At 42.0% G+C, this 19748-nt stretch carries 22 protein-coding genes; 14 read left to right on the top strand and 8 right to left on the bottom strand.

Annotated features, from left to right (window positions below):
• Positions 1-2 precede the first annotated feature (2 nt).
• The 3 genes from rfbD to KVT11_RS08740 all read left to right on the top strand — a co-directional run bounded on the left by rfbD (position 3) and on the right by KVT11_RS08740 (position 2189).
• On the top strand, positions 3-857 hold the full coding sequence (gene rfbD / locus KVT11_RS08750) for a dTDP-4-dehydrorhamnose reductase (RefSeq protein WP_057078905.1): 855 nt from the start codon (positions 3-5) through the stop codon (positions 855-857).
• Positions 850-1305: a dTDP-4-dehydrorhamnose 3,5-epimerase family protein gene (locus KVT11_RS08745; RefSeq protein WP_035702434.1), complete on the top strand. Its 456-nt coding sequence runs from the start codon at positions 850-852 to the stop codon at positions 1303-1305. The genes rfbD and KVT11_RS08745 overlap by 8 nt, the downstream gene beginning before the upstream one ends.
• Positions 1306-1397: 92 nt before the next feature.
• Positions 1398-2189, top strand: coding sequence for an SDR family oxidoreductase (locus KVT11_RS08740; RefSeq protein WP_272937393.1), 792 nt, complete (start codon positions 1398-1400; stop codon positions 2187-2189).
• A 15-nt stretch (positions 2190-2204) separates the two neighbouring features.
• Here the strand turns inward: KVT11_RS08740 and KVT11_RS08735 are convergent, their stop codons facing one another.
• The 6 genes from KVT11_RS08735 to KVT11_RS08710 all read right to left on the bottom strand — a co-directional run bounded on the left by KVT11_RS08735 (position 2205) and on the right by KVT11_RS08710 (position 8306).
• Complete coding sequence (locus KVT11_RS08735; RefSeq protein ID WP_170916843.1) at positions 2205-3398, bottom strand: aminotransferase class I/II-fold pyridoxal phosphate-dependent enzyme; 1194 nt, start codon at positions 3396-3398, stop codon at positions 2205-2207.
• Positions 3399-3415: 17 nt separating this feature from the next.
• The gene (gene bacD / locus KVT11_RS08730; protein ID WP_210552248.1) at positions 3416-4837 is read right to left on the bottom strand and encodes an alanine--anticapsin ligase; all 1422 of its coding nucleotides are present in this window, start codon (positions 4835-4837) and stop codon (positions 3416-3418) included.
• A 14-nt stretch (positions 4838-4851) separates the two neighbouring features.
• Positions 4852-5613: an SDR family NAD(P)-dependent oxidoreductase gene (locus KVT11_RS08725; RefSeq protein WP_008343608.1), complete on the bottom strand. Its 762-nt coding sequence runs from the start codon at positions 5611-5613 to the stop codon at positions 4852-4854.
• Positions 5610-6317, bottom strand: coding sequence for a 3-((4R)-4-hydroxycyclohexa-1,5-dien-1-yl)-2-oxopropanoate isomerase (gene bacB, locus KVT11_RS08720; RefSeq protein WP_017368257.1), 708 nt, complete (start codon positions 6315-6317; stop codon positions 5610-5612). Before bacB ends, KVT11_RS08725 begins: the two co-directional genes overlap by 4 nt.
• Position 6318: 1 nt before the next feature.
• Positions 6319-6924: a bacilysin biosynthesis protein BacA gene (locus KVT11_RS08715; RefSeq protein ID WP_008343604.1), complete on the bottom strand. Its 606-nt coding sequence runs from the start codon at positions 6922-6924 to the stop codon at positions 6319-6321.
• A 149-nt stretch (positions 6925-7073) separates the two neighbouring features.
• Positions 7074-8306, bottom strand: a complete 1233-nt coding sequence (locus KVT11_RS08710; protein ID WP_046526758.1) for an MFS transporter — start codon at positions 8304-8306, stop codon at positions 7074-7076.
• A 145-nt stretch (positions 8307-8451) separates the two neighbouring features.
• On the opposite strand from KVT11_RS08710, the gene KVT11_RS08705 reads away from it, so the two are divergent.
• Entirely contained in the window at positions 8452-8931 is a 480-nt protein-coding gene (locus KVT11_RS08705; protein ID WP_008343601.1) for an Lrp/AsnC family transcriptional regulator, read from the top strand.
• A 15-nt stretch (positions 8932-8946) separates the two neighbouring features.
• Here KVT11_RS08705 and KVT11_RS08700 read toward each other — a convergent pair whose 3' ends face one another.
• The gene (locus KVT11_RS08700) at positions 8947-10107 is read right to left on the bottom strand and encodes an MFS transporter (RefSeq protein ID WP_144625557.1); all 1161 of its coding nucleotides are present in this window, start codon (positions 10105-10107) and stop codon (positions 8947-8949) included.
• A gap of 67 nt (positions 10108-10174) precedes the next feature.
• The gene (hemQ, locus tag KVT11_RS08695; protein ID WP_007497744.1) at positions 10175-10945 is read right to left on the bottom strand and encodes a hydrogen peroxide-dependent heme synthase; all 771 of its coding nucleotides are present in this window, start codon (positions 10943-10945) and stop codon (positions 10175-10177) included.
• Positions 10946-11184: 239 nt separating this feature from the next.
• Here hemQ and pta point away from each other — a divergent pair, with 239 nt between their 5' ends.
• From pta to KVT11_RS08645, 10 genes are all read left to right on the top strand, one after another.
• Entirely contained in the window at positions 11185-12156 is a 972-nt protein-coding gene (gene pta, locus KVT11_RS08690; RefSeq protein ID WP_008343597.1) for a phosphate acetyltransferase, read from the top strand.
• A 136-nt stretch (positions 12157-12292) separates the two neighbouring features.
• Positions 12293-13144: a MurR/RpiR family transcriptional regulator gene (locus KVT11_RS08685; protein WP_035389854.1), complete on the top strand. Its 852-nt coding sequence runs from the start codon at positions 12293-12295 to the stop codon at positions 13142-13144.
• A 141-nt stretch (positions 13145-13285) separates the two neighbouring features.
• Positions 13286-13957: an RraA family protein gene (locus tag KVT11_RS08680; RefSeq protein WP_080964930.1), complete on the top strand. Its 672-nt coding sequence runs from the start codon at positions 13286-13288 to the stop codon at positions 13955-13957.
• Between the two features lie 11 nt (positions 13958-13968).
• Entirely contained in the window at positions 13969-14847 is an 879-nt protein-coding gene (locus tag KVT11_RS08675; RefSeq protein WP_046526754.1) for a prephenate dehydrogenase/arogenate dehydrogenase family protein, read from the top strand.
• Between the two features lie 43 nt (positions 14848-14890).
• Complete coding sequence (locus tag KVT11_RS08670; protein WP_217608997.1) at positions 14891-16225, top strand: TRAP transporter large permease subunit; 1335 nt, start codon at positions 14891-14893, stop codon at positions 16223-16225.
• Positions 16226-16238: 13 nt separating this feature from the next.
• Positions 16239-16505 (top strand): hypothetical protein, encoded by a 267-nt coding sequence (locus KVT11_RS08665; RefSeq protein WP_035702413.1) that lies wholly within the window; start codon positions 16239-16241, stop codon positions 16503-16505.
• 170 nt (positions 16506-16675) lie between these two features.
• On the top strand, positions 16676-17074 hold the full coding sequence (locus tag KVT11_RS08660) for a YwqH-like family protein (RefSeq protein WP_008343584.1): 399 nt from the start codon (positions 16676-16678) through the stop codon (positions 17072-17074).
• 4 nt (positions 17075-17078) lie between these two features.
• Positions 17079-17357: a YwqI/YxiC family protein gene (locus KVT11_RS08655; protein ID WP_008343583.1), complete on the top strand. Its 279-nt coding sequence runs from the start codon at positions 17079-17081 to the stop codon at positions 17355-17357.
• An 11-nt stretch (positions 17358-17368) separates the two neighbouring features.
• Positions 17369-19156: a T7SS effector LXG polymorphic toxin gene (locus KVT11_RS08650; protein WP_217608996.1), complete on the top strand. Its 1788-nt coding sequence runs from the start codon at positions 17369-17371 to the stop codon at positions 19154-19156.
• Positions 19156-19596: an SMI1/KNR4 family protein gene (locus KVT11_RS08645; protein ID WP_056704175.1), complete on the top strand. Its 441-nt coding sequence runs from the start codon at positions 19156-19158 to the stop codon at positions 19594-19596. The genes KVT11_RS08650 and KVT11_RS08645 overlap by 1 nt, the downstream gene beginning before the upstream one ends.
• The last annotated feature ends 152 nt before the right edge of the window (positions 19597-19748 follow it).

Here is a 19748-nt window from a genome sequence, read left to right as displayed (position 1 = left end):
CGATGAAAGTTTTAATCACCGGTGCAGGCGGCCAATTAGGGAAAGAATTGACGAAACAGCTGAAAGAAAAAGACATCACCGTCATTGCTTTAACAAGGAGTATGCTGAATATCGCAGATCAACAGGCAGTCAGACATGCAATGAGACATTTCCGACCGGATATTGTTGTCAGTGCGGCTGCTTATACGTCTGTGGATCAATGCGAAATAGAAACGGAAAAAGCCTATCTTGTGAATGGGATTGGCGCCTACTATACAGCGCTTGAGGCTAAGAACGTAGGGGCTGATGTGTTACATGTCAGCACAGATTATGTATTTGATGGGCAAGCGGATACCCCTTATCAAATCGACGCACAAGCAGATCCACAAACCATTTATGGAAAGAGTAAAAAACTTGGAGAAGAATTGATTCATCTTGTGTCAGATGAAGTGAAGATCATTCGGACATCGTGGCTCTATGGACATGAGGGACATAATTTTGTGAATACCATTCTTCGACTGGCTGAAACGAAGGATCATTTGCGCATCGTCAATGATCAGTTAGGGTCTCCTACTTATACAAAGGATGCCGCAGAAGCTTTGATTCACTTGTTTGACCAGAAAGCAGGTATTTATCATGTCAGTAACCGAGCAAGCTGTTCATGGTTTGACTTTGCGACAGAAATTGTGGCAGCAAGCGGTCTGTCTACGACAATTGAACCCATTTCCACTGAAGAGTATGGTTTCCAAACACCTCGGCCCGCCTACTCTGTTTTAGATCTGCAAGCGATTGAAGCGACAGGCTGGAAGCCAAGACATTGGAAGGATGCACTTCACGAATACTTGCAGAAAGAAGGGAGATTCGAGCAGCATGATTGATGGTGTACAAACGAAAAAACTCATGAAACATTGTGATGATCGCGGCTTTTTCGCAGAGCTTATTCGAGATGACGAACCGATGCTGAAGCGCTTTGGGCAGGCGTCGTGGTCGAAAAGCTTTCCGGGCGTGATCAAAGCCTTTCATTATCATGAAAAACAAGACGATGTTTGGTTTTTCCCAGCAGGTCATGCACAGGTCGTTTTATACGATTTGAGAGAAGATTCTCCGACAAAGGATCAAACCGATGTGTATTATATGGGAGAAGATAATCCGATGCTGCTCCTCATCCCAAAGGGAGTTGCACATGGCTACCGCGTATTAGGGGAGACGCCGCTGCAGATTGTTTATTTTACAACAGAATCGTACGACCCAAAAAACCCAGATGAGAAGAGAATTGCGTGGAATGATGAGGCGATCGGATTTAACTGGGAAACGACATTTAAATAGAGAAGAGAGGCCTTTCGCAGGAGAAAGGTCTTTTTTTGTTGAAATACATTCTATATGTGTCATTTTATGTATATTGATGAAAAGGGATGTGGATGAGTTTGTCGAAAAGAATTGCATTTGTAACAGGGGCAAGTACAGGCATTGGAAAGGCAATCGCAATAAAACTTGCCGCTCAGAGCGATATGAAGGTGATCATCAACTCTAGAAATATGGCCTCACTTGAACAGACGAAACAGCACATTCAAGATATGACAGAAACAAAAGAACCGCTGTCTCTATTCTGTGGAGATATGTCTCTTGAAGCAGTGAGGTCGGAAGCCTTTGAACAAATAGAAAAGGAGTTTGGCAGACTCGATGTGCTGATCAATAACATTCCAGGAGGAAAGCCAGATACATTTGATTCATGTGAAACTGACCAGATGCTGGCTGCTTTCTCCCAAAAAGCCATCGCTTACGTCGATACAATGAAGCGTGCAGCCGCATTGATGAAAAGACATGAATATGGACGGATCATTCAAATTGTCGGGAACCTGTGGAAGGAACCTGGTGAACAAATGTTTACGAATAGTATGATGAATGCAGCGATTATTAATGCCAGTAAAAATGCAGCGACACAGCTTGCGTCGTCTAGTATTACGGTAAATTGTTTAAATCCAGGTTTTATTGCAACCGATCGGTATGAACAATTTATCGGCAATATGATGACGAAGCAGGGAGTGTCACGAGAGCAGGCTGTACAAGCTGTCGCATCAGGTATCCCAATGCAAAGAGTGGGCTCAGCGAGTGAGATGGCGTCATTGGCTGCTTTTATGGCATCAGAGGAAGCTTCTTATATCACAGGTCAACAAATCTCCGTAGACGGTGGAACGATGAAAAGTATATAAACTGAAAAAAACCCGCTATAGGCGGGTTTTTTGATGAAATCGAATGGGGAGGATGGACAGGCGATCGATAAAGAGAGCAAGCTCCTCAATCGGGGCAACCATTGAAATGCGTACATGACGGCTTCCATTGGCTCCAAATACTCCTCCAGGCGTGACAACAACATCGGCATGTTCGAGTAAATAGTCAGCAAAGGCATGAGAATGTTCAAAGTCATCAGGAATCGGAGCCCATAAATAAAAGGCGCCGGGTGGACGTTCGATTGTCCAGCCAAGCTTTTTCGCCGCTTGCCGGATGAAGAAATTGATTCGTTCAAGGTATATCGCCTTTAATGATTGAATATGGCAGTCATCACTTTGCAAGGCAGCAGTCGCAGCGTGTTGAAATCCGCCATACATACTAACAAACACGTGGTCTTGGAAGGTGTTGATGGCTTGGATGATCTCCTCATTTCCAACAGCAAAAGCGACTCTCCATCCTGCCATATTAAATGTCTTTGATAGAGAATATAATTCGACTCCTACACTTTTCCCGAGAGGAGTATTCATGAAGCTCACGGGTGTTTGTTCATAATGAAATGAACCATAGGCAAAATCATGAATAACATACAGCTCGTGAGCGGCCGCAAAGGCAGCAGCCTCTTCAAAGAATGCCTCATTTGCAACAGCACCCGTGGGGTTATTCGGATAATTCAAGAACAGTACTTTTGCTTTTTTGACTATGTCAGGATCAATTGAGGAGAGATCTGGTAAATAGCCATTTTTCTCTTCAAGTTTGATACTGTATGGCTTGGCGTCCGCCATCAAAATGCCTGAATGATATTCAGGGTATCCTGGATCGGGAACGAGTGCGATATCTCCTGGATCAAGCAGACACTGACTCATGACATACAGCCCCGTTTTTCCGCCAGTGAAAAGAGCAATTTCCTTCTGCGGATCAATCTCAGCACCGAATTCCGATCTATAAAAATCTGCAATGGCTTGTTTGAAAAAGTCAAAGCCTCTAAAAGGGGCATATTGTTGAAATGGCAAAACACCCGCTGACTCCTGTAGGGCACTCACGATATGGGGAGGAGTTGGTAGATCAGGGTTTCCCTGACCTAGATTCATGATGTTTGCTCCGTTTTTTGTCTTTTGAGCTATTTTTTCAAAGACGGTGCCGAATTTCTGTTCAGGCAGCCGTTCAATCATTTTAGATGCTAACATTTTCACCACAGCAGCCTCTCTTTCTATCCCTTCACTAATTCATCCATTAACTGAATCGTTGCCTGTTTCTGAATGTTGCGGATGGACGCGGCAACATCTTGTGAGGATGATCCTTTTAATTCAAGAGATACGATTCCATTAAAAGCTTCAAATAAATCAAGATCCACCATAGTCCCTTTGGCAGGGAATGATTGACTGACAATCGCAGTATCTCCAACGAATGCTTCCTGCGGAATAGACACATGATCAATGGTGATATGTGTGGATTCAGGTGGTATGTGCCCACTCTCTTTAAAATGCTGAGGATACAAGTGGCAGTCCGCTACATAAAATGTATGTCCAGAAAGCAGTTGTTTTGGCAGTACAGCCTTTTTTCCATCAACTAATACATCAATCAATAGCTTGGCCATATCGACGCCAAAGACCTTTTTAATATTCGGGATCATATTCCAGCCAGCGAATCGAGCCGCTGATTCGATCAGTCCAGTTTCTCGATTTTTCATGAGTTTGATTTCTGTATGGGTTGCACAATGTTCAAGACCTAGCCCTTCATTTGCCTTCCTTGCTGCTTCAATGATGATTTGCTTTGCTTCATTGTCTAAGATCGTCGGAGTGATATGAGCCGTTTCTGTAAAGCCGATTTGAGGGGTTTTATCATGTATGACAAAAGGGAGATATTCGCCCTCTACGACCAGCCCTTCTACACTGACATAATCAGCATAACCTTCATCTTGATACCAATCTTCGTAAGCACCCTCTAAATACGTTTCAGCGACAAACGGTGCTTCATACGTGACAGCGTCTGGGACTGGTATGGTTTCCAAATACGATTGTACTTGTAAAAACAAGTCATCACTTCCGGCTTTGTCATGAAACAAGGTGACGCCAATAGAACTGGCTAAATATGTAGGCTTTAAAATGAGCGGTGTTCCGATAGACTCAATGGCTTTTTGGAAATCAGATAAAGTCATGACAGGCTGAGTTTTCACCGCTTTGACGCCAGAGGCATTGAATGCAGCCCTCATTTGGCTTTTATCACGCGCCATTTCGGCTGCCTTGACACCGGCACCTCGTAGCCCAAGACGTTCAGCGGCCTTTGCCATCGGTGCAATGAATAATTCATTATTGGTCGTGATTGCATCTGCTTTGAAAAAGGAAGCTACTCGAATGAAGTCTTCCACAACTTCTTCTTCTGATTTTGGATAATCATCATGTGCCCAGTAAATAGAATCAGGGTGTTCAAAAGAAGGGTGTGTCTCAAAATAATCACGGTCTTTGATGACCGCAATGGAGTATTTTTCGATTAGCTCGGCGTGTCCCTTTGTAATCGCAAAGGGTCTTGGGATATAAGAAACGATATGGTATGATGCCGCCACGCTTTCATAAAACATATGGGGCGGGCACCCTCCTAAGTCAGCAATGACAAGTACAGTTTTTTTACTCAATGAAAGCACTCCTTTTATCTAGCGGTGTAACCGCCATCTGCAGTGACGACACTTCCAGTCATATAGCTGGATAGGTCAGAGGCGAGAAACAGCATCACGCCAGCAATTTCTTCAGGTTTTCCAAGCCGTAGCATAGGATTCACCTTTGCTTTTTCCTTTTTGACGATCTCGAGACTTTCTGTGTGATTGTCTAAAAAGGACTTCTCGTTTAATGGTGTATCAATGATGCCAGGGGCAATACAATTCACCCTGATTTGATGAGCGGCATAGTCGATGGCCATTGATTTGGTGAGCTGAATGACACCGCCTTTTGTTGCGTTGTATGCAGGAATGTCAGGCCAACCCACAAGACCTCCGACAGATCCGGTATTGATAATACTTCCACTCTTCTTTTCAAGCATATGCGGCAATGTATGCTTACTCATGAGAAAGACGCCGGTCAGGTTGACCTGAAGAATACGATGCCAATCCTCCAGTGCCATCTCATGAATAGGTGAGACAATTTCGATGCCTGCATTGTTAATGAGGACATCAATGGCACCGAATCGGCTCAGCACGCTCTGAACGGTTTGGTGACAGTCAGACTCCTTCGTAATATCTGTTTTAAAAAATGCAAGGTGCTCATGCGGCAATGATTCAATGAGTTGGTTGCCGCTGCTTTCATTGATGTCAGCGACAGCTACTTTTGCTCCATGCTCGAGGAAGAGCTTGACGGCAGCAAGCCCAATCCCCGACGCACCTCCTGTAATGAGGACAACTTTTCCGTCCAGCTTCATTTCTTCACCTTAGATGCCTTTGGCTTCAAGCGATTATAGCGGGGAGGGAAGAAGAGATTAATAGACTTTGAAGCTTCTGGCTTTGGATTGATGGCCCCATGATCTTCCCTTGGGTCACAGAAATAGGTGGTGCCAAATTCCATCTTTTCTGTAAAGCCTTCGATCGTCATATCATACCCTCCGCTGATGCAAATGCCGATTTGTTCATTTCTATGTTTATGAAAAGGCATTTCTCCGCCGTTTCCAGGGATATTGGCAATCATCAGCTCCATCCAATCCTCCACAAAAAAAGTCACTTCCATGCCAGGGAGTAAATCCCGTGTTTTGAAAATGTCTAAGAAATAAGTGGGGGGAGCTGTATATTCTTCGTCATCCTTTAATCTCTTAATATCAATGGCGATCACTTCTTCATCTGTCAGATTTGAAGCGCCGTGAGGGACAAACGGTGGTGCGATATAGGCTGATTCTAAAGGGGTGAGCAGTTGAGTCGATTGGCCGACAGTCATTTGAAGCTCGCCCTTTAACACAATACCGATTTGTGCTTCGGGATGTTCGTGAGGTTCAATGATCGTGCGGGGAGGGACGTATGAAATTAATACTTCCGTACCGCCTCTTACAGTGGAATATTGGATAACGCCATTATCCCATTCTAATTTTTTCGCTTGAGGAAAATATCGTTCTTGCGTCTTTTGTTCAGTTTGCATCTTATATCTCTCCTTTTCCGAATATGGACCAGCTCATGGGTATACTTTTAAACGTTCGAATGAAGATGAGGCCATATGTGGCTCTTGCCACCTCATTCGTTAAAGCAAAATCAAATTCTCCGTCCCTTACTTTCTGCGCGGCAGTACTTGTAGAATTAACAAGTTCAAATTCAGCATTTTGGTGAATGAAATATTGAATTAAATTGACAGGTGCAGGATGTGAGACAATTTTTAAATGGTGGAGCATTTGTTCATGGAATGGGAAATCAGGTCTGACAGCCAAACCATACATGGGCGTGTCACATCTGAAAATTTGTAAAAGCTGTAGATCTGGTCTCATGTAGAAGTGTTTGATGCCTTCATATGCGTGTGGAACGAGAGTAAATTGAAGTGGTTGAGAGAGAGTATGTTCAATGCAAGTTTCGAATGTGTCATAAAGGGATAGTTTCGTATGAGTGCCGAGTGTAGTGGTGGATTGAGAGATGAAATGTTTTGCTGCGTATTCACTGCTTGTCCCCTTAGGGCCTAGTGTGTTGACTGTAAACATCTTGGGTGAAGGGCTAGGCTCTTCTTTGAAATGAAACACATCATCATTCTTTAGGATCATGTTTACCATCCAATCTTTTTCAAATTTTTACTAGATTATAAAATTTAAAATTGGCAATTGTCAACAAATTTTATAAAAAATGTAATATATGATGATATTAAAAATTGATCTAAAAAACTGCACATATCGAGATGTGCAGTGAAATGTGCTTACGTTTCAAGTGTAGTTGGCTGTTTTTTCTGTAAGGCACGTTCTCGTTTATAGCTGCCGAAGCTGATGATAAAACCAACAAGTGTGATCAATGCACAGACAAGACCTACCGTATGATATCCGAAATGGACATAAACGGGTCCCATCAGTGCGGAACCGAGCATAACAGCAAGGTTGGAGGCCAGGCTGTAAAAAGCCATCACTTTGCCGCGATGGGTTTGAGAGCAGTCGCTTAGAACGGTGCTTAGAAGCGTGACAGATAAGCTTTGCATAGCCCCCCAAATAAATAGGGCGAAAATCAGCAACATCCACGAGAATGGCGCATAAGGAAGCAAGGCTAGAACAAGCGCAATTCCACCCAGCACAAAGACAAGGGAACGGGTTTTACCGAACCAGTCTGCTAATTTTCCAGTAAACATACTCATAGAAAAGCCGACGCCATAAGCCATAATAAGAAGTCCAGCTGTTGATTGTCCGCCATCAAACAGACTTTGCAAATAAGCACCTAAAAACGAGTACATGCCGTAAAATCCAAGCATATTGCAAAACGTCACAGTCAAATAGGCAGGCACGCGATCAATTTTCAAAGCTCCCCATAAAGAGCCTGTTTTCTCTCTAGCTTGAGGTGCCTTCGGATCAGCTGCTCTGACTTGTTTTCTTGATTCAAGGATGACGAGTAGCAGGACAATGAGACTCATCATAGCGAAGATCCAAAACGTCCAGCGCCAGTTTAAACTCTGGCCGATAAAGGCGCCAATGGGCACACCAAGGACAAGAGAAAGAGACCAGCTCGATACAATGAGTCCCATCACTTTGCCGCGGTATTCGTATGGAACCCGGTCGCCCACAAGAGCATAGGCTGTTGGCACGAATACACCAGTTGCCAGCCCTGAAATAGCACGGCCTGCAAAAAACACTGCCAAATTTGGGGCAGCAGCACACATCACTGTTCCAATTAAAAAGAAGGACAGCCCAATTATCAAACACAGCTCTCTTGAATATCGGTCCCCTAAAGGAACGAGTAGCGGAGCTCCAACCAGCACAGCTAACCCATAAATGCTGATGGAAAGAGCGAGAACATCAAGAGAGTGCTGAAAGGAGTTTGATAAATCAGGCAGCAGTGGTGAAATCACCAGTTCCTCCGATCCCGCCGCAAAAACGCCAAGTGTGAGTGCAATGGCAAGTGTGATGGGAAAAGTTTTAGAAGCCTGGCTGTCTAAAGATTCTTTCATCAAGTGATCCCTCCATACTTGCTTTTTCATTCAATTCCGTTAAAATAAATTCTACCATTATTTAGTTTTATTTTACATTTCGTATCATAAGTATCATCATAAAATACTTTTCAAATGGAACGATTTTGGGATAGGAGCGTAACGAATGAAAATCACCGATGTGGATGTGCATATTTTAAACGAATTGAGAGAAGATGCCCGCTTATCAATGAGGGAATTGTCCAAACGAGTGAATTTATCGGCGCCTGCGGTAGCAGAAAGAGTGCGAAAACTAGAGGATGCAGGGATTATCGAAGGGTATTCTGTTCAAGTCAATTATAAAAAGCTGGGTCTGATGATAGACTGTTTACTGGAAGTCACCGTATTAAATGGGGAGTATCAGCGTTTTGTGACATTTATGAACCAGCATCCACGTGCGTTCTTTGCTTATCGAGTGGCAGGACAGTCCTGTTTTTTCATTAAGCTGTCTGTTTCTTCTCTTGAAGAAATTGAAGCCTTTATTCAAGATGTGTCTGGCTTTACAAAAACGGTCTCCCATATTGTCTTATCAGAGCATTCCTTTACCCATCCCATTCAGGAACGTGTGAAACAAATAGAAGAGCCAGAAATGACCGTGGTGAAATAGAAAAAGGACCTGCCCTCAGGTCCTTTTGATTCGTTTATCTGACTGATAGCTCATGATCGTAATGATCAATCCAATGAATGTTACACCTGCCGCAAAGAGTGGGACAAGCTGTAAATGAGTGATTTCGATAGCAAGACCGCCAAGCGCTGCACCGCCGGCATTTCCAATATTAAAGGCAGAATGACTGAGCGTTGATGCGAGTGTCGGGGCTTCATGTGCCATGTTCATCGTGCGGTATTGCAAGGTAGGAACGAGAATAAATGAAATAATTCCCCACACAAAAATCGTCAGCACGGCAGGCACTTTAAAGGCAGATGTATATGTGAATAACAACAGAACAGCCATCAGCAAGATCAATGTGACGATAATACTCGGCATCAGCTTCCAGTCGGCAAGCTTTCCGCCGACTAAATTCCCAATGGTGACCCCAAGCCCAAAGAGGACAAGAATGAGGGTGACCCCGTTTTCCTGAAAGCCAGTCACTTGCAGCAGGATCGGGCTGATATACGTAAAGGCGGTAAACACACCCGCAAAACCGAATATCGTCATCGCAAAGGAGACGAGGACCTGCGGCTTTTTCAACACCAATATTTCATTTCGAATATCTAATACTTCTTCTTTCGATTGATTGGGTACTAAACAGATAATACCGATTAAGGAAATGAGACCAATGATGGCAATGACGAGAAATGACATGCGCCAGCCGAATTGATTACCGATAAAGGTGCCAAATGGCACACCCAGTACATTGGCTACTGTCAGTCCTGTAAACATGAAGCTGATCGCACTTGCGCTTCGCTCCTTAGGAACAAGCCGTGCAGCCATAATGGCGCCCACACCAAAGAAGGTACCATGGGCAAATGACGTTAAAATACGTGCAGCCATCAAGAGACCATAAGAAGTCGATACAGCGGCGACAGCATTTCCTGCTACGAAAAGAATCATTAATAGAATGAGGAGACGTTTTCTCGACATTTTTCCAGTTGATAACGTTAAAATAGGGCCGCCAACTGCGACACCGAGTGCATATCCGGTAATCAGCTGACCTGAAGCAGAAATAGATACATGAAGATCATCTGCGACATTTGGCAAAAGTCCCATGATCACAAATTCAGTCATGCCAATCGAAAACGCACCGAGCGTTAACGCAAAAATAGCGATGGGGAAGTTTTTCATGATGAGATCACCTTTCTAAACAAATACATAAAAAGGCTTCGGAGAGATCCGAAGCCTTAAAAGTTTATCATACATGGAAATAAGACGCTAGTTGCTCGTTTGCTAATCGGTTTCCAACAAAGAAGGAACCAAATTCGCCGTAACGTGCACTCACTTCATCAAATCGCATTTCGTAAACCAATTTTTTAAATTGAAGCACATCATCAGAGAAAAGAGTGACGCCCCACTCATAATCATCAAAGCCAACAGAACCTGTAATGATCTGTTTTACTTTCCCAGCATAGCTTCTGCCAATTAAACCATGGCTTCTCATAAGGGATTTACGTTCATCCATTGAAAGCATGTACCAGTTGTCATTGCCAGAACGTCTTTTATCCATTGGATAGAAACAGACATATTGAGAAGAAGGAAGCTCTGGATAGAGGCGCGCACGTACATGCGGGTTCTCGTAAGGGTCTCCGCCATCTCCGCCTCCTGCTAAGTAGTTGCTGAGTTCAACAACTGACACGTAAGAATAAGCTGGAATCGTAAACTCAGCTAGTCGTGTCTTGTTGAATTCAAGTTCAATTTCACCTAGTTCTTCCATGGTCGGACGTAAAATCATGAGCATAATATCTGCTTTTTGGCCGACAATACTATAGATTGTTTGGCTTCCAGCCTGATGGTGCTCAGCTGTTTTCCATTTTTCTAATAGACCTGTGAACTCATGAATGATCGCTTGACGCTCATCGCTTGTCAGCAGCTTCCAAGCTGTCCAGTCAATCGTTCTAAAATCATGCAGTGCATACCAGCCATCTAGTGTTTGAGCTGCTTCATTTGTTGTATGTTGTTCGCTCATTTCTTTCACTCCTATTTACAGTTTTCCATCTGTTCCAACTATAACATAGTTTGTCCAAATGAAGATGTGATCAAAACTTGAACGACGAAAACGCTTTTCTAGAAATTGATTTAATTAGTTTGAAAAATAAGAATTTAAATTGTAAGCGCTATAATGTAAGTTGGTAGTTTGAATTTATGTAGAAGAAGAGTATGCTTAAAAGAGAACGCTTTTTTTGTAAAATCAAGGAGGGTATTGAAGTGGCAGATATTTTTTCAACAGTTCAGGAAAAGGTTGCAGGTAAAGGAGTTAAGATCGTTTTTCCTGAGGGAATGGACGAACGCATTCTAACAGCCGTTCAAAAACTAGCAGATGGCAAAGTATTGCAGCCAATTGTTGTAGGTAAGAAAGAAGAAGTAGAAGCAAAAGCAAAAGAATTAGGTCTTACACTTGATGGTGTTGACGTGTATGATCCTCATACATATGAAGGTTTTGAAGATCTTGTACAAGCTTTCGTCGAAAGACGTAAAGGCAAAGCGACAGAAGAGCAAGCGAGAAAAGCATTACTGGATGAAAACTACTTCGGTACAATGCTTGTGTATAAAGGTCTTGCAGACGGCCTTGTAAGCGGAGCAGCACACTCAACTGCTGACACAGTGCGCCCAGCACTTCAAATCATTAAAACAAAAGAAGGCGTAAAGAAAACTTCTGGCGTCTTCATTATGGCTCGCGGCGAAGAGCAATATGTGTTTGCTGATTGTGCGATCAACATTGCACCAGACAGCCAAGATCTTGCTGAAATTGCGATCGAAAGTGCAAACACAGCAAAAATGTTTGACATCGAACCACGTGTAGCAATGCTTAGCTTCTCTACAAAAGGTTCAGCAAAATCAGACGAAACAGACAAAGTATCTGAAGCGGTTCGCATTGCAAAAGAAAAAGCACCTGAGCTTGTTCTTGATGGAGAGTTCCAATTCGATGCAGCTTTCGTTCCTTCAGTGGCAGCGAAAAAAGCACCAGATTCCGTCATCAAAGGCGATGCTAGCGTATTTGTTTTCCCTAGCCTTGAAGCTGGAAACATTGGCTACAAAATTGCCCAGCGCTTAGGTAACTTTGAAGCTGTAGGTCCAATCCTACAAGGTCTAAATCAGCCAGTAAACGATCTTTCAAGAGGCTGTAATGCCGAAGACGTTTACAATCTTGCGCTGATTACAGCAGCTCAAGCACTATAAAATAGCATCTCGACTAGAGCAGTCAGTACGATAGATTCGTGCTGGCTGTTTTTTTATTTTGTCCAAATGTGTACAATAAAGGGTGAAAAGAAAACACGAATCGTAGATAAAGCCGATAGGATAGGCAGGTGCTATAATGGAGGATTTAATATATAAACTTCAGCATAAGGTCGCACTTTTAACCGATGCGCAGAGGAGAATTGCAGATTATATCGTACAAAATCCAATGGAAGTCGCTTTTTTAACTGTAGATAAATTGGCGTCAAAAGTCGGGACGAGTACAGCAACGATCATGCGATTCTCTGCTGCGATGGGGTATTCCGGTTTTTCTGAGTTCCAAAAAGAGCTTCAATCAGCTATGAAGCATAAAGCCGACCCTCAAACGAGACTGGAAGCGAATCTTAAGCATTCAAATAAGAATAAGCTCTTGCATGACCATGTAGAACTTCAATTTCAAAATATCCAGTACGCACTAGACAATATCACGGAAGAAACCTTTCAGCAGATTGTTGGGAAAATAGCCAGCGCACGCCACGTTTTGTGTACAAGTGTTCGAAGTGGAAGACCTGTTGGTGAGTATCTGTCACTCGGAATCAATCGGTTATTGGGGAATTGCCAATACATTGATGCAGACCAAAGTGATTGGGTGGATGATTTGGTTCATTTCAACTCTAGTGATTTCATTATAGCGGTCAGCTACCCGCGTTATGCAAAACGCATGAAGGATTTATTGGAAGCAGCGAAGTCTTATGGGGTGGAAGTCCTTTTAATTACAGACAGCTACAGCTCTCCATTAACCAAATATGCACAATATGTATTACCATGTTCCTCAGCAAGTGTAGGCTCTCATAACTCTGTCGTATCTGCTATCTTTATCGTCGATTACATTTTAAGTGCCTTAGCGATGAATGATCCTGAAAGAACAAAACCACGTTTAGATCAAATCAATCATATGTTAACGAAAATGAGTTACCACACAACACATTAGTCGTGTGGAACTCATTTTTTTATTTTTGAAAGCGCTTTACTAATTGAAAATGAGGTGGTATGATCATATCACGAAAGTAATAAATATTACTTTAATAAAAATAAGTGTAATGAATATAACTCAAAGGGGATGATGGAAACAATGAGTACTGTTCATTTCGTGTCAAATGATCTTATCGCTAGGGCAAAAAAGCTTAACTCGACCTTGCTGTCAGACGTAATGGGATGCACCGGCGCGATGGATCATCAAATCAAACCAGTTGCGAAAGGCATGAATGTAGTCGGCACAGCTTTTACTGTTAGCTTACGGCCAGGGGATAATTTATTTCTTCATCAAGCGATCTACTCTGCTAAAGAAGGAGATGTACTGATTGTGGATGGAAAAGACCATAAGGGTCATGCCTATTTAGGGGAATTGATGGCACATTCAGCAAAGGCTGTAGGAATAGAAGGAATCGTGATTGACGGGCTTGTTCGCGACAAACTCTCTTTAGAGGAGCTGGCTTTTCCAATCTACAGTAAGGGATTTATGCCAAACGGACCTTTTAAAGATGGTCCTGGGGAATTGAATCAAACCATCTCGTGCGGCGGTGTCAAAGTAGCCCCAGGTGATCTAGTCATTGCTGACGATGATGGAGTCGTCATCGTTCCAAAGGAAAAGGCGGAACACCTGCTGACACTAGCGGAAGAGAAACAAGCGTATGAACATCAGAGATTAAAAACGATTCAACAGTATGTGAACGAAGGAAAACAAGACATCAGTCTCTTAGCACCGGCATGGCTGGAAGGCAGAATGAAAAAATTTCAAGGATAGGGGAATCTGTGATGAAGATAGGCTTTATCGGATATGGTGAAGCAGCATATGAGCTGTCAACGGGATTGAAAACAGAAGGATTAAATCAATTTTATGCGTATGATGTCCTATTAAAAAATGAGAAATTAGCTGGCTCATTGAAAGAAAAAGCATCGCAAACAGGCGTTCAATTAACGAGCAGTATTAGCGAAGTCATTGAGAAATCTGATCTTGTGATTGCAGCTGTGCCAGCGAATAAAACCTTAGAAGTGGCACAATCCGTATCGGGAAGTTTGAAAAAGAATCAATTATATGTCGATGTATCGGCATCAACACCAGACATCAAAAAACAAGTAGCAAACGAAATTGAAAAGCAAGAAGCTCTATTTGTAGATGCCGCCATGCTAGGGCCTCTTCCAATCAACAAACACAAGGTTCCGATCACGGCAAGCGGCAGTGGAGTTGACCAATTCATGAAAGTGATGAATGCTTATGGCATGAATATCACAAAAATTAGTGACCAGCCAGGAGATGCTTCGGCACTAAAGCTAATCAGAAGCATTTATATGAAGGGGATTGTCGGTCTCTTGATTGAATTTTTGGAAATTTCCAAAAAATATAATGTGGAACATCAAGTGATTTCTTCACTAAGCGATACAATCGATAGCAAAAGTTTTGAAGAGACCATGAACCGTCTTGTGACAGGGAGTGCATTGCATGCAAAAAGACGGGCGGTTGAGCTGCTTGGCTCTATTGAAATGCTAGATGAAGCAGAGATTGATGCCAGCATGTCTCGGGCAGCACAACAGAAGCTTGAGAGATTAGCAGACTTTCACTTTGCTGAACGATTTGACGGGGTAAAACCTGCTAGCTGGGAAGAAGTCATTGACGTGATGCAGCAAGGGGAATAAATTGTAAGCGTTTTATTTAATAAAGGGGAGGCGAAGAAACGATATGGGTTTTATTGCGTTGATTGTGTTCATAGCTGTCATCATTATATGGAATGTTATGGTGAAACGGAATATGGGAGAAGCCATGCTATTAGGCTTTATTGCAACCACATTATTTGGCGGATTGGATGCGTTAAGACTTTTCTGGGATGGTTTAATCTTTGCATCCACATATGAGGTGCTTTATGCAGCTGTCGCATTTGTATTCATGGCCTATTTAATCGAAAAGTTGGAATTAATTCATGCACTCTTACGAATCCTAAATTCGGTTGTAGGCAAACTTCCTGGTGGAGCGGCTTATATGAGTACGTTAGGTTCAGCAGTGTTAGGCGCTCTTTCAGGTTCAAATTCTGCAAACACAGCTGCGACTGGCTCTATCACGGCCTCTTGGATGATTAAATCCGGGTGGAGCCGGACCCATACGGCCACGATTCTAGCAGGGAATGGCGGACTTGGAGCGGCACTGCCTCCGAACTCTTCCATGTTTATCATGCTTGGGTTTGCCCCGGTTGCCGCCCTTGTATCTGAGGGAGATTTATATATTGCCCTTCTAATAGGAGGACTGTATCAAGTCGTATACCGATTTATTTTGGTGTATCTTCTGGTGAAAAAGAATAAAATTCAGGCCATGCCGCCAGATGATATTCTTCCTTTCTGGGAAGCGGTGAAACAAGGGTGGAAGTCGATCTTTATTTTTTTCGGTGCCTTGATTCCTATCATGATCACCATTGGTCCGTTGGCAAACTACTTAAAAAGTAATCCAAACATCGGACCGGAGGCAATGGATCAAATTTCTTTAATTACGTGGATTCCGATTCTCATGATATTAATTAGTCTAACAATTGGAAGAAAAAAGGCGTCTGCACTTGATTGGTCTCAGTTTTTCAAGTCGGCTATTCCTAAGTTTACAACGATCGGAGCCTTGATGCTGTTTGCAGTGGCTGCTAGTCAAGTGCTTGCTGAATTAGGGCTCGCAGATGATTTGAAGCAAATCACATCAGTACTTGCCATTCCGAAATGGCTCATGGTGCTCATTGTGGGTGTTCTTGTCACACTGGTGGCAGGCCCTCTATCTTCAACAGCGACACTAACAGCTGTTGGCCTTGTCTCATTTTCAGCTTTAATCTCAGTTGGAGTGGACCCAGTTGTGGCTGTAGTTGCCATTCTTGCTTTTTCATCAACAGAAGGGGCTTCCCCGCCTGCATCAGGGTCCATATTTATCGCTTCTGGTCTTGCAGGGGCCAGACCAGAAAAAACCTTTATCCCACTGATCCTCTATTATATGCTTCCGATCGTTGGCATTGGCTGGCTCATTGGAATGGAGATACTTCCCGTATAGAAAGGAGAAACAGATGAGAGTATTGATGGAATTCTTATTTAAAGTGCTGCTTGTCCTATTCCTAACGTCAGGAACGTTGTTGGTATTCGGTCAAATACTAGGAATACTCTTGCAAAAGGGAGATATGATCATTGCTAGTACGAACCTATTTAAAAACCCAACACTGGTGTTAAGTGCCTTTTTTAGCCTTGTCGGGTTTTCACTCCATTATATCCCCGAGAAGAAAGACGCTGCATGTAACGATCATGGCTCAGCATCAGTCACTGAAACTTTAAAATAAGCATCAAAAGCTGGATCCTATCAAAGGATTCAGCTTTTTTATGTGAATTAGGTATAAAAACCCAATACATACGATTCATTTTTTAGTGAATTCGTTTTCAATCATATGCCTCTTGTGCTAGTAAATGGTAACATAACGGAGGACTATTTGAGGAATAGAGGTGTTTGACGATGTCTGGAGCTATCATCGGTTATACAACAGCCTTGTATTCGTTAAAGGCAGACATATCCATAAAAAAAGAACAAATCATAGAACTGAACATGTGTCGAAAAGAAATAAAAGAAGCAAAGTCTGCTCTGGCAGATGCTAACAAGAAAATGACTCATCCAGATCTGACATCACATACATGGTTTGGCCATCTCGCAGATACGTTTGATGACATTCGAGACGAGATGGCATCCGCCAGTCAAGAGATAAAAAGTGTACAGCTGACCAATCTAGTGAACCGAATTGATGAGAAAATCAGCGACTTAAAATCAGAGATCCATTCATTAGAACATGAAATTCATTCGGTTGAAAGAAAAATAGAGAAAGAAAAGCAGAAACAATTGGAAGAAAAAAGAGGGTAGTCACATGAGCAGAGAAATTAAAATAGATGCCAGTCAGGTCAAACGAGTATTACAGCATGCAAAACAATCAGGCGCTCAAATGAATGCAACACTTCCAACAACCATCAAAGGAAGAAATCAGCTCCTGACGGCAGACACATTAGAAAAAATCAATCAGCAGTTGAACGAATTAAGTACATCCTATATAGACATTCTTCAGAAACAACTTGTACAAACAGAACAAGCGGTGAACACCATGATCGAAACGGACAAGGCGCTTGCTTCCAGCAGTAAAAGAAAATAAAGGAGAACGCAATGAAAACCCTTGATGCTTTTGCGCTAATAAACGGAATTGACCAAACGCTGAATACATTAAAGCAGCAATCACAACAGATTAGCTCCATAGAAAAACAAATCCAACAGATCATCTCACTTGATGGCGCACTAAAGGGAGAGGCGGGACAAGCCATCCGCTCCTTTTATACAGAATGCCATATTCCCTTCCTGCAATTTTTTCAGGTTGTCATTGAGGAATACAGCTCTGCGCTCAAACAAACAAAGCAGGCACTTCATACACTTGAATCAAATCAGCACGGCTTTATATCACAAGCATTTATTGAACACGAACTTGATTCAGGTTTAAAAAAAGCAGAGCGAGCGATTTCTGACATTGTTTCAGATGTGAGCCAGGCGATCGGCAGGGTCAGTCATATCGTTCACTTGCCTCACGTAGACGAGTCTGCTTTTCAACAGAGCTATCAAAAAGCGTGGCTTGAGACATCCAGAACCATTGGACTGCTCCATGCCTTTGACAGAGAACAAACAAGTGCTATGAATGAAACAACAAGTGCATTGCAAACAATGAAGCAATACATCAACACGCTAAGCACCATGTTCACCGGTCCCAAAATCGACATCACGAGCTATCAAAAAGGGTCTATTTTCAAAAATGGAAAAGAAGAAAAAATAAGCAGCACGATCAGCGGATTGAATGACAAAATAGACAACACGAAAGACCATCCGATGATGATCATGCTGAAGAAGCTGAGAGAGAAACAACAGGCGAATGTGGAGACGGTTGTTCGGGACGAATCTCATAAAAACATTAATCAACAAGTCACAGCAAACGATCCATCACTTACGACATTGCAAAGGGAAGCTGTGGACGGGAAAAACAAGATTCATAGAGACATCAGGGTCATAAATGGTAAACTATACAACGTCAAAGGCATTAAAAAATTAAAAGAATTCGATATAGCAGATGAAGTCGTCACTGACTCATCCGATATTGATTTTATTGGCGGCCGATACACTGTTTACGCCAATAAACAAATCATCCGAACGTATATCGCAAACGGCGAAGTAAAAATAGAAGAAGTCGACAAAATTCCAGAAAGCCGCAGCCGTGGCAATGCGAAACGCATATTAGACGGTGAAGTTGTCTCAACAACCGAAAACATCATCCTAGAATACAGCGGAATCTATGACGGTTATCGAGCCGTCACCGGCAAAGACCCAGAAACCAGCAAAAATATTAGTAGCACAGAACAAGCTCTGTCCGCAGCTTCAATTATCCCAATCGCGAAAATAGGGAAGATAGGTAAATATGTTTTTAAGATAGATCAAGGGAAGAGTGCGGTAAAGAGGATTACTACTAGTACAGGGAGTAAGATAGATTCTGATACAATAAAAAAATATGTTAGAGATATAGAAGGACGAACAGGAAGAGAGTTACCTAAAAACCAAATAGATAATTTGAAAGCAGCATTAAGAAATAAAGAGTATAGCAAAATGTCACCTATAGAAACGGCTAAGCATCGGGCGAAATTTGATAGTGTGAAAAATAAAGTAATCAAAGAGTGGGAAAGAAATACTGGACAAAAGTGGCCAGTGTATAATGAGAATATTATTTCAGGAAAAACTGGTAAAGTAATTAGAAAAAAAGGAGATAAGTATGATGCTCACCATATAATTGAAAATACTTTTGGAGGAGAGCATGAGTGGTGGAATATGCATCCTGCAAAATTTCCAAATGAGCATCAAGCAGGTATACATGGAGCAGGTTCACCCGCAAATACATTATTTAAAGGAGTTAAAAAATAATGGGATATGAAATTATTAAGAAAAACGAAGAAAATAGTTTTTTTTTAGTAACTGAAAAAGAAATCTTAGATGTTGAAAAGGAACTTGATTTAAAGTTTCCTAAGGAGTTAATTCGTTTTTATATAGAGGTAGGTTACGGTTTTATTAATGGGTCTGAGTTTAACACTAATCGCATCATGGACCCTTATTCTGTAAGAGACTTTCGATTAAGGGCTAATGATTTTGAATTTTATCCTGACATTGAAATCTATGATGAATTTGAGAATAACAAATTAATCTTTTTTGAAGCAAATGAGACAGCATTAATGTCAATTGAATTGAATGAAAAGGATAAAAGCGCAATATATTATTATGATATAAAAATCGCTAATTCTTTGGAAGAATTTTTAACCAAAATACAAGAGGATGATAAATATTATCTAGATTTACTAGCAGACTAATAAAAGCCTTTCAAAAGTTACTTTGCATTGATTAACTAATAGATGAGAATTGCAAAAGTCGAAATTCATAATTTGGAATATAAGTATGGGTTGAGTGACCTGTTAAGTAAAATTTAAAGATAAATCAAAAATTTATAAACATAGCACTCATC

The organism is Bacillus sp. GbtcB10 (assembly GCF_019091365.1).
GTDB classification, from domain to species: Bacteria; Bacillota; Bacilli; order Bacillales; family Bacillaceae; genus Bacillus; species Bacillus altitudinis.
This window is presented reverse-complemented; position numbering and strand designations above follow the sequence as displayed.

Excerpts from the sequence above, each read along its gene's own strand:
- KVT11_RS08645 (WP_056704175.1), top strand. The coding sequence starts at position 19,156 with ATGGGATATGAAATTATTAAGAAAAACGAAGAAAATAGTTTTTTTTTA.
- KVT11_RS08725 (WP_008343608.1), bottom strand. The coding sequence starts at position 5,613 with ATGAAGCTGGACGGAAAAGTTGTCCTCATTACAGGAGGTGCGTCGGGG.
- KVT11_RS08705 (WP_008343601.1), top strand. The coding sequence starts at position 8,452 with ATGAAAATCACCGATGTGGATGTGCATATTTTAAACGAATTGAGAGAA.
- KVT11_RS08680 (WP_080964930.1), top strand. The coding sequence starts at position 13,286 with ATGAGTACTGTTCATTTCGTGTCAAATGATCTTATCGCTAGGGCAAAA.
- KVT11_RS08665 (WP_035702413.1), top strand. The coding sequence starts at position 16,239 with ATGAGAGTATTGATGGAATTCTTATTTAAAGTGCTGCTTGTCCTATTC.
- hemQ (WP_007497744.1), bottom strand. The coding sequence starts at position 10,945 with ATGAGCGAACAACATACAACAAATGAAGCAGCTCAAACACTAGATGGC.
- bacB (WP_017368257.1), bottom strand. The coding sequence starts at position 6,317 with ATGCAAACTGAACAAAAGACGCAAGAACGATATTTTCCTCAAGCGAAA.
- KVT11_RS08660 (WP_008343584.1), top strand. The coding sequence starts at position 16,676 with ATGTCTGGAGCTATCATCGGTTATACAACAGCCTTGTATTCGTTAAAG.
- KVT11_RS08675 (WP_046526754.1), top strand. The coding sequence starts at position 13,969 with ATGAAGATAGGCTTTATCGGATATGGTGAAGCAGCATATGAGCTGTCA.
- rfbD (WP_057078905.1), top strand. The coding sequence starts at position 3 with ATGAAAGTTTTAATCACCGGTGCAGGCGGCCAATTAGGGAAAGAATTG.
- KVT11_RS08715 (WP_008343604.1), bottom strand. The coding sequence starts at position 6,924 with ATGATCCTAAAGAATGATGATGTGTTTCATTTCAAAGAAGAGCCTAGC.
- KVT11_RS08745 (WP_035702434.1), top strand. The coding sequence starts at position 850 with ATGATTGATGGTGTACAAACGAAAAAACTCATGAAACATTGTGATGAT.
- KVT11_RS08670 (WP_217608997.1), top strand. The coding sequence starts at position 14,891 with ATGGGTTTTATTGCGTTGATTGTGTTCATAGCTGTCATCATTATATGG.
- KVT11_RS08685 (WP_035389854.1), top strand. The coding sequence starts at position 12,293 with ATGGAGGATTTAATATATAAACTTCAGCATAAGGTCGCACTTTTAACC.
- KVT11_RS08655 (WP_008343583.1), top strand. The coding sequence starts at position 17,079 with ATGAGCAGAGAAATTAAAATAGATGCCAGTCAGGTCAAACGAGTATTA.
- KVT11_RS08700 (WP_144625557.1), bottom strand. The coding sequence starts at position 10,107 with ATGAAAAACTTCCCCATCGCTATTTTTGCGTTAACGCTCGGTGCGTTT.
- KVT11_RS08710 (WP_046526758.1), bottom strand. The coding sequence starts at position 8,306 with ATGAAAGAATCTTTAGACAGCCAGGCTTCTAAAACTTTTCCCATCACA.
- KVT11_RS08740 (WP_272937393.1), top strand. The coding sequence starts at position 1,398 with ATGAGTTTGTCGAAAAGAATTGCATTTGTAACAGGGGCAAGTACAGGC.
- KVT11_RS08650 (WP_217608996.1), top strand. The coding sequence starts at position 17,369 with ATGAAAACCCTTGATGCTTTTGCGCTAATAAACGGAATTGACCAAACG.